6 protein-coding genes are annotated in these 10086 nt (G+C 40.2%); 2 read left to right on the top strand and 4 right to left on the bottom strand.

Annotation, left to right across the window (positions count from 1 at the left end; all coding sequences use genetic code 11):
* Window positions 1-1031: 1031 nt before the first annotated feature.
* Window positions 1032-2738, bottom strand: coding sequence for a glycosyltransferase (locus EO93_RS00985; protein ID WP_052735346.1), 1707 nt, complete (start codon window positions 2736-2738; stop codon window positions 1032-1034).
* Window positions 2739-3857: 1119 nt separating this feature from the next.
* Between EO93_RS00985 and EO93_RS16405 the strand changes: the two genes are divergently transcribed.
* Window positions 3858-4568, top strand: coding sequence for a glycoside hydrolase family 16 protein (locus tag EO93_RS16405; protein ID WP_052735345.1), 711 nt, complete (start codon window positions 3858-3860; stop codon window positions 4566-4568).
* Window positions 4569-4626: 58 nt separating this feature from the next.
* Here EO93_RS16405 and EO93_RS00970 read toward each other — a convergent pair whose 3' ends face one another.
* The 3 genes from EO93_RS00970 to EO93_RS00960 form a co-directional block, all read right to left on the bottom strand.
* Window positions 4627-5229: an indolepyruvate oxidoreductase subunit beta gene (locus EO93_RS00970; RefSeq protein ID WP_048160654.1), complete on the bottom strand. Its 603-nt coding sequence runs from the start codon at window positions 5227-5229 to the stop codon at window positions 4627-4629.
* Complete coding sequence (gene iorA, locus EO93_RS00965; RefSeq protein ID WP_048160651.1) at window positions 5226-7028, bottom strand: indolepyruvate ferredoxin oxidoreductase subunit alpha; 1803 nt, start codon at window positions 7026-7028, stop codon at window positions 5226-5228. The genes EO93_RS00970 and iorA overlap by 4 nt, the downstream gene beginning before the upstream one ends.
* A 396-nt stretch (window positions 7029-7424) precedes the next feature.
* Window positions 7425-8243 carry an ATP-binding protein gene (locus tag EO93_RS00960; protein WP_048160666.1) on the bottom strand — a complete coding sequence of 273 codons (819 nt, stop codon included), beginning with the start codon at window positions 8241-8243 and terminating at the stop codon, window positions 7425-7427.
* A gap of 325 nt (window positions 8244-8568) precedes the next feature.
* Between EO93_RS00960 and EO93_RS00955 the strand changes: the two genes are divergently transcribed.
* Window positions 8569-9741 carry a mechanosensitive ion channel family protein gene (locus tag EO93_RS00955; protein ID WP_048160665.1) on the top strand — a complete coding sequence of 391 codons (1173 nt, stop codon included), beginning with the start codon at window positions 8569-8571 and terminating at the stop codon, window positions 9739-9741.
* The last annotated feature ends 345 nt before the right edge of the window (window positions 9742-10086 follow it).

The raw sequence follows: 10086 nt of genomic DNA, 5'->3' as shown, positions 1-10086 counted from the left end.
GCATAAAAATTCAAAAATTCAATAGCAAGTTACATTATTTACAGTTTTCCAATAAAAATACCTGAATAATAATCCGAGATCTGCGGAAAGTCTGTTGTATTATATGATAAGAGAGCATATCTGAAGACCAGAAAATAATATAACAAGTCTCAGATTTTTCATTCTTGTTTCATGCAAACACTTTGAGAATACTCAACACAGTGAGCCCAATCTCCAGTAATATAATAAGTCCCGTAAGAGTAATAATAATATAATAATCAAGATTGGGTTTGCCTTCGTAATCGTCGTAGCCCACGATTTAATCACTTCGTTTAAAATTTATATTATGAGATTGAAAAACTGTGTTCTATCATGGATCAATTTGTTTCTCTTACTTATATCGATATTCTTTGCCATATAAATACTTAGTTTATAAGAATTTCTTAAATTAATATTACTTAAAAAGCCCATATAATAGTGCCCGATCAAAATGGGAGATTAAATTATATTTAATTGAGATCATATACTGCACTAGAGCATATAGAACATAACTTGCCCATATATGGGCACGATGGTTAATAAGGAGAGAAATCAAAGATCATTGATGTTTTCTGTCCGAATCATGATTGAAAACCCCAAGATATTTTTGGAAAAGAAAACATTTTAGGTAATGGAAAATCTCAAATCAAGAATAAGAGAGTTCGAGAATACATTTGTCGCGAATGTGACAGAATGTTCAAAGATAGAAAAAATACTTATTGATAAGTTTTACAAATACAAAACGATAATCCAATAACCAGTTATATAGATAAACATTATCAAATGCGTGAGCCTGATGCATTGAAAGATGCACATCCAGTTCTTAGAAGAGAAAGGGGGAGTAAACCCCTAACTTATTCGACATAACATACCCAAATAAATGAAAGTACTAAATGAAAGTACTTGTTCACTTACCTTTTTTGTAATTTATTACCATAAGTAATTGTCGAACAGCCTCTTCAGAGAGCGGATGCACGTAATTTGATTTAAGGGATACATTATAAATCTTTATATTATCTTGCATGAATTAATCTGGAACCAAATTGTATTTTCATACCACGGCCAGTTAAATAATACACGTAGATATAACTGACTACAATCGTCACCATTATTTCATAAGTCATTATGAAGGGCATTAGCATTAATAATAGCTTTTTGTCTCTTACAAAAAAAGGTGCAATGAACACTAAGTACAAAAATACAGAAATAATACCATACAAGATTCCGTGCATAATAATTTTCATCTGATTCTTTAGTGCGGTAAATGAGAAGTCCGCATCTTCAACAATTGTTTCGTCGCTATATGGAATGATCTCACAAACTTTGCGTCTAACAGCTGTTAGAGAACCAGGACAAATAACTACTTGCTTACATAATCCCTGCAAATACCGCTTAATATCCTGATCCAGTTTATATTCTATCATTTGACAATATGTTAAAAACCTGGCAAACATTCCTTTTTTGCTAGGATTAACACGAACGTTTCCAGCCACCATAGACACATCAGGATTTGCCATAAAACATTGAACTATTTTACTGACCGCGCTCTTCTCAACATAGGAGTCACCATCAGTAAATACAAGTATCTCTCCTTTTGCATCTTTTATTGCTCTATTAAGTGCATTAGCTTTGCCGACATTCTTTTCAAGATTAATAAACTTAACAGGATATTGATGCACGATTTCAGCAGTTCTATCTTTTGATCCATCATTTACAACAATTACTTCCATCTTACCTTTGTAGTCTTGTTTGAGTAATGAATCAAGACATTTTCCAATCGACCGCTCTTCATTATAAGCTGAAATGATTGCTGTTATAAGATCAGGATATTTAGAGTCATCTTTGATTTTGCTACATTTCTCTACTCTCAGCCCACTCAAACATCTCCAGATCAAAAAGAATATTATCGGTAGTTGTGTAGTTATTATAAAAAATGTGAAATAGACTCCAAGTATATCATCCGCTTTGATAGTACTACCTATGATTGTGGGATTTTCTTCTTGTACATCAAGACTTGCTGGTATAATAGCGAATATGGTCGTCTTAACTGATTTGTATTGTGTTAATTTAGTTAGATCCTCAATCGTTTCTTTTGGAGTATTTTCACTAATATCATCTACCCTTATGGTCACATTCTTTGCATCTGAAGACGATAAATAACTGCTTATAAGTTGTTTTGTATATGGATTCCAATCTTGGGCATGTAGCATAATTACATTTGGCCTATCATTTTTTATTTCTCCAAGAGCGATTTTAAATCTGGGATCATTAACAGAAGTCATGTTTTTCCATTCCCAGGTATATTCACAAACTACCCCCTGCATATAAGGGGATAAATCGGCGCTAACTCCGGTACTTTCTATTGCCTGTTTTACAGATTCACTCGATGAAAAATCAGTAATCATATAAGGCGGTACAAACAAATCAGGCTGAAGTCCAATTTTCCTAAATACTTCCTCACTTTTTTCCACGTACATTTTAGCTTGACCAGGTGTTAACTCCAAATAATTTTCATGCTTCCAACCATGAATGCCCATGATGACACCATGATTTTTTGCTACTTGAAGTGCTTGTACAAGCTCGGGATCATCTGCAATTGTACTTTCGCCAACTATTTTTGAGTATAAGTAATTCCCTTCGGTATGAATAAAAAAGCACATAAAAACTGTAATTAATATAGCAATAAAAAACGAAATAAGTGCTATTTGTTTATTATTCATGTTAACGCCTTCCGGAAAGAAGAACTGTATCATCACTGAACTGCACAACTTCACGTATGCTACGCCTTACTGCGACACTCAGACCCGGAAACACAAGAATGTTATTAATAATCATCCATTTTTCACCCTATACCTATTTTTCATGCCTTCACAATATTCATATTTTTGACATGATGCAGGAAGATATCAAAATTGAACCCCTTTTACGTAACGTTTTAAAAAAATGACATATGGTATTGAATACCTATTAGAGAATATGGATAATCAAACAATCTACATATATATATTAATTAGCAGATTCACTTCCGGAGTGTTAGAAAAAAATAATCCAACTTTACCAGTTATTTGTAAAGTGCATATGGAAAAAATTAGTAACAAGTCCAAATTTAATGAGAAGTATTCTAACCAGAAAAACATACAACAGTTTTATCGCAAATTTAGTAAGTTGAATATATATCTTAAGCATATTTTACTAAAGTGGATCAAGCATAGTATAACAACTTGGTTAAATTTTTAAATTCTCAACAAATAGGCGATACTTACTTTTTCCCATACAATTTGAAGAGGATTCATTAGTGACATCAAAATGTCAATCAACTGGTTTTGACAGACGGAATAGTTACAAAAAATATTTATAAAGGAAAACACTATTCCTAGCGAGAAACATTTCCAAATTTTTCATGAGAAATTAGAATATATATTTGTGTTTCTATAATCTGAGTTAATTTGAGTTAATTTGTAACCTTAGATTAAAATTGTAGTTTCATTGATACAATTGAATAATAAATTAACACATTGAAAATTAATAATTTTTAGAAATTTCAAAGCATAAAATATCAATTGAAGCACAAAACAAATTAAAACTGTTTGTAGATGTAATACACAAAAGATGTCTTAAAAATATAAAAAAAGTATAAATCCTGTAATACCGGGGGGTAATTCTGGGATATATTTTCATTACCAAAAAGGATTGAATTTAATCTCTGCACTCTTTAAAAATATAATTATTTTGTTGATACTCCGGAGAGAGCAGACATTTTTTCGGATTAGGCCAATGAGTTATCGAGGAAGTCGATTAAAAGTCATTTATTAGTATGGGGAGAAGAGGGGAAAAATAACATGAAAACAGATTATTTGATATTGTTTATTACACTGTTTGTTGTGTTGATTTCGGCTGTAACCATCGGAGCTACTGAGTACCCGTCTAATGGAGTAATTAACTGGAAAGGTCAAACCTGGGATGTCAGATCAGGAACCGGACAACCAGGGAACAATTGCTGGAATAATGAAGGTGTATGGGTCGATGATAAAAATAGAATGCACTTAACAATTGTAAATGATAACGGAAAATGGAAATGCACAGAAATCGACAGCAGGAATAAATTCTTATACGGAACTTTTACATGGAAGGTAGCATCTCCGGTTTTCACTTATGACAAGAATAGCGTAGTTGGATTGTTTACATACCTCGATGATTCCCAGGAATTAGACATTGAAATGGCAAGATGGGGGCAATCAAATGGAAGTCAGTTATGGAATGCTGTGCAGCCTTACAATATCAGCGGAAATAGTAAAGGCGTAATGATTCCCTCCTGCATCACGGGCACAAACACAATTCATCAGATTGATTGGCAGCCTACATACGTCAGATTCACGTCCTCAACGACAGACGGAAAAATACTTTCCGAGTTCAATTATACTAATGTAAACGGTATTCCGAAAAATCCCGAATACGTAATAATGAATCTCTGGTTACAGGGTGCTCCATCTGATGGAAAGAATATTGAGCTTATAATCAGTGATTTCTCTTATACTCCATATAAACAATAAATATAATCTACAACTGTTATGAAGAAGCATAAAAAGGAAAGCTTAAGCTTTCCTCTGTTTAGCTTTTATCGACTTTTTTCCTCCCCATCTCAAAAGCCCTTAAATTAATCTCAACTGTCTTCTGCGGCACGAGGGCTTTAACACTCTCAATCAGAGTCTCTTTCGGAATGGGCAGGTAGCCAGAGACTGCCCCGACCATTGCCACGTTCATTGCAAGCCTGTTCCCGGCTTCATAGGCCAGTTCGTCCGCATTAAAGGCTTTGACTATATATTTTTCAGAAAGGACGTCCAGGATTTCCTGGACATCAGGGTACTTTGCAAGGCCCGATGTGACGGTTACAGGGATGATTGTCTGAGTGTTTACTATAATTACTCCGCCGTCCTTCAGGAAATCAAGATACCGGACTGCCTCCATGGGCTCAAGGGCAAGCATGATGTCTGCGCCTTTTTTAGGGATCATTGATCCGAGATCTGAACCCAGCCTTATGTGATTTACAACCGAGCCTCCGCGCTGCGCCATGCCGTGGGTCTCTGCTGCCCGGATGGGAAGCCCTGAAATGACTGCGGCTTTTCCGATGATGTCCGAAGCAAGGATTGCTCCCTGCCCTCCGACTCCCGTGATAAGGAGATCGAGCTTCTTCTCTCCTTTTACCTGATTCATCTCTTCACCTCCCGGATAGCTTCAAACTTGCAGATCTGCGCACAGACCCCACATCCGCTGCACAGGGCAGTAATTACAGCGCATTTCTTTTCCTCATCAAATTCGATTGCCGGGCAGCCGAACTTGACGCACTGCTTACAACCTTCACACTTTTCAGGGTCGACGATGTACGGGGCCCGCCTGATCCCTGCTCTCTTTCCTGAGATCACACAGGGCTGCCTTGCTATGACTACAGATGTGCCTTCGAAGTCCTTTGCGGCTTTGAAAGCTTCCTGGGTTGCTTCAAGGTTGTAGGGGTCAACAACAGTTACAAATCCGGCTCCCATAGCCCTGCAGAGTTCGGCAAGCGAGACCTCTACAGTTGGCTCGCCGGTAACCGTAAAGCCAACTCCGGGATTTGGCTGGTGCCCGGTCATGGCCGTGATGCGGTTGTCGAGAATGGTGACCGTAATATTGGCTTTGTTGAAGACAGCGTTCAGGAGAGAATTCATACCTGTATGGAAAAAGGTTGAGTCCCCGATAGAACAGCAGATAGGGCGCTTTTCCCCTGCATGGTAAAGCCCGGAAGCTATGCTGATGCTTGAGCCCATGCAGAGCGTGGTCTCAACAGTCCCGCTCTGGATCCCGAGGGTGTAACAGCCGATATCGCTTGGGTAGATAGCATCCTTTCCAAAGACCTTTCTCATGGAATAGAAGGTTGCTCTGTGAGAACAGCCGGCACAGAGGGCAGGCGGGCGGGGGGCAAGTTCAAGGGGCATTTTTTCGGTTTCTGGTTCGGCATCCAGATCAAAAGCTCTCTTTAAGGCTTCAAGGAAGGTGCTTATGTCCAGTTCTCCTTCTCGCGGGACAAAACCACCCGTTTTCCCGAGAATAGAGACCTCAAGCCCGGTTTCCTGTGCAAGCATCCTTACCTGCTCTTCGACAATCGGCTCAAGCTCTTCGAAAATGAGAATAGTATCAACTGTGTTCAGCAGTTTCAGAATAAGCTTTTTCGGGACAGGATAGGTCCCTATCTTCAGGAAAGAAGCTTCAAGCCCAAGTTCCTGCATGGCCTCTTTTGCGTATACCGAAGCAATGCCTGCACCTATTACCCCGAACTTTGCATCTGGTATTAGTTCCAGGGAGTTCCAGGGAGATTCTGCAAGCTCATCTTCCATTGGCTGCTGGATAGAAAGGATATGGGTATGGCGGGTGCGTGCATTCTTGGGCAGCATGACCCAGCGGTCGAGAAGTTTTTCGAAATGAGGAATCGCTTTTTCTACAGGGATTTCCCCGAGCTCGATATCTGATTTACCGTGCGAAATCCGGGTGGTGGGCCTGAAGATGACAGGGATTTCGAACTTTTCCGAGAACTCAAACGCATATGGAAGCATATCCTTGGCTTCCTGGGGAGTTGAAGGGTCAAAACAGGGCACAAGGGCAAATTGGGCATAGCGCCGTGTATCCTGCTCGTTCTGGGAGGAATGACAGGAAGGGTCATCAGCCACAATGGCAATAAGCCCGCCTTTTGTCCCTGCATAGGCAAGGGTCATGAAGGGGTCGGCTGCAACGTTTAACCCGACGTGTTTCATTGTCACGACAGACCGGACTCCTGCCCAGGCGGCTCCGACTGCCACTTCCATTGCCACCTTTTCATTCACGGACCATTCAATATAGTAGTCCCGGTCCTTCCGGGCCGCAAGGGTATCGATGATCTCCGAAGAAGGAGTCCCGGGGTAGCCTGTAGCCACCTGTACGCCGCCTTCCAAAAGGCCCCGGGCAATTGCCACGTTTCCAAGCATGTACTCGCGTGTAGTCATTTTATGTTCTCCAGCGTTTTAATAATGAAAATATAACTCCAACATCCAAATATTTCATACCTTTCAAACATTTCAAACATAGTTTTGATCAATAAGTTAATGAATAGAAATTCCGGAAAAGGACAACTCCGGTAAACAAAACCTGCTGTCCGCAAACCACGTAAAACTTTTGCATTATTCAAATAACACGATCAATAATATACTTTCGGATAATTGTCCGGAATTTTCTCATTCAGGGCTGCAGCCCCAGCTAATTGAAGGCGTTAAAAATGAAAAAGCTGCAGGGAGATCAAAAATACCCATCAGTTGCCCAAAACCTATGAATCAATGAATGGATCAATGAGTCAATGAATCAATGAATGGATCAATGAATTAATGAATTAATGAATTAATGAGTCAATGAACCAATGAATCGGATTTCCCCCGAAACTCTGCAAGAAACTCTGCAAGCTTTGCAATCTCTTCCAGCTCAAGGTCGAGTTCTTCGCCTTTCAGGGACGCTTTGAAAAGTTCTCTTTTTGCAGGGATCTCAGCCACGACATTCACGCAATTCACGGAAGCCAGCATCTCTTCCCTGATATCCGGCTCAACCCTGTTAAGCACAAAATAGACTTTACACCCGCACTGTCCTCCAAAATCTTCAAATTTCTTTGAAAGTTTGAGGGATTCGTAGGAAGGATCGATAACTACCAGGATCAGGTCAAAGTCTTTATCAACGCCGCGCCCGAAATGTTCCGTGCCGGCTTCAGTGTCAACAATTACTACATCGTCTTTTCCGAGGTCGAGGTTTTCGAGAAACTCCCTTGTCAGGACTCCCATAGGACAGGCGCAGCCTTCTCCGAAATCATGGATCTTGCCAACAGCCATGAGCCTTAAATTCCCTTTTATTTCAACAAACTCCGAAGGCAGGTCGGAAAAACTCCACCTTTTCTTAAAGAAGCGAGATTGCTGCTGATTTCCTGAAGCCCCTGGAACGGTAAGCCCTCCGAGAGGTGCGGTCTTTGGAGCCCTCTGCATTTTCTTGAAATCCTGCTTTCCCCCAAAATATTCCATGAGGTCTCCGGGGGCTGCCATCCCGAGCTGGCTGTGCAGCCCGTAGTTGGACTCATCGATGTCAAGTACCAGGACGTTCTTTGTTTTTGCCATCTGCTTTGCCAGGAGGGCGGAAATCGTACTTTTACCACTTCCTCCTTTCCCACATACTGCGATTCTCATATCCGGTTCACCTACCACAGTAATTTATCTAACTGCCTTTAAAGTTATTTCCTGCCAGATATTGTCCTTACGATAAAGTTTCCTTATTCGTAGGCAAACCCTGAAACTACCTTATGCCTCTAAGGATTTGAAGTTAATAGAAAGCTTTGAAGTTAATAATATCAAGCATCAGGAACAAATTAACAGGATGTAATGGGATGTAACCGGGCGAATTTTTTATTCAAGGGGATTGCGAAGGCTAAAAGGAAAAAGAAAAAAATTAAAGGAAATTATAGAGGGGGAAAAGAAGCTGAGTTATTTATCCCAGATTCTTGGGGACTATCTGGTGAGCATTATTACGGTGGCAGTTACCCTTTTTCTGATTTTTGCAGTTGACCGCCTGCTTGTCAGGACAAAGATAATCCACACAGACGTGAAATTCGCAAAGCACCTAATTCAGTTCGTCATCCTCAGCATCGGCCTCATTTTTGTCGTGTTCAGCCTCCCAATTGCAGCCCAGTACAAAGAATCGATTCTCAGCCTGCTCGGGATCATTGCCGGGGCTGCAGTTGCACTTTCCTCCACCACTTTTATTGCCAACGCGATGTCCGGGATCATGCTGCGGATCATAAAGCCCTTCAGGGTAGGGGATTACATTGAAAGTGGGAACGTCTTCGGGAGAGTCACCGACATTCATATCCTGCACACGGAAGTCCAGTCGATAAACAGGGACCTGGTAACCTTCCCTAACCTCAAACTGGTCTCAAACCCCTTAAAAACGATCAGGACATCGGGGACCATTATCTTCACCTGCGTCTCCCTGGGCTACGATGTCCCCCGCCAGAAAATCGAAAAAAACCTGCTCCTGGCTGCAGAAAAAACCGGGCTTGAAAACCCTTTCGTTCACGTCCTGGAACTCGGGGACTTTTCGGTCACTTATAAGGTGGGAGGGCTCTTAAAGAATATTGAGAGCCTGATTACGGCCCGATCGGATTTCAAAAAAGCCGTTCTTGACACCCTTCACGAAGCTGATGTAGAAATCGTTTCCCCCAACTTCATGAACCAGAGGATCCTGAAAGAAGGAACAGTTTTCATCCCCCCAAAAGAGCCCCTAAAAGCCGAAATGCCTGAAAATCCTCCGGAAAAGAAACCTGAAGAAATCATCTTTGACAAAGCAATAGAAGCCGAAATCCTGGGAAGGATAGGGTATGTCCTGGAAGTTTTAGATAAGAAGGAAAAAGAACTTGAACAGCAGGTCAGCAGCGTACCTGAAGAGGATAAGAAAGCAGATTTAAAAACAAAACTGGGATTCATTAAAAGCAAAAAAGAAGAAGTAAAAACCGAATTAGAAACCATGAAAAAACAAATCGGAGAAACCGAAGAAAATATAGAGCCGGAAATACGCTCAAGGAAACTTCAAAGCCTTAACCTGAAAGCTGACCATCTGGACATCCAGAGGAAACAACTGGAAAAAGAACTTGAGAAAATTCTGGGAAGCGAAAACCTGGGAAAGGTTTGAAATTTACAGTGTTTGGAATTTTTAGACGAGTTGGAATTTACATGAGTTAAAACTTTTAGAGGCAATGTAACTGAAGTTCTGTAAATTCGAAATGCTCTGTATCCCTTTTCTTCAAAAAAAACAGAATTTTCTTTTTCATCTATGCATAGGTTTTTACTTCAAATTTTGAAGTAAATATGACCTCAAAACTCTTAAAACATAGAGTTCTTATTCTAATCTCAGTGTTTCACTAATATCGTTATCGATTTTCCTGATAGGCTCTTAGTTGTCAAATTTCTTTTTAATCAACTCATCTGAAAACTTCCCTCCATGCCCGCATGCTCACGAAATGAGCAGATATCAGGT

Source organism: Methanosarcina sp. 1.H.A.2.2, assembly GCF_000979975.1.
Lineage (GTDB): Archaea > Halobacteriota > Methanosarcinia > Methanosarcinales > Methanosarcinaceae > Methanosarcina.
This window is presented reverse-complemented; position numbering and strand designations above follow the sequence as displayed.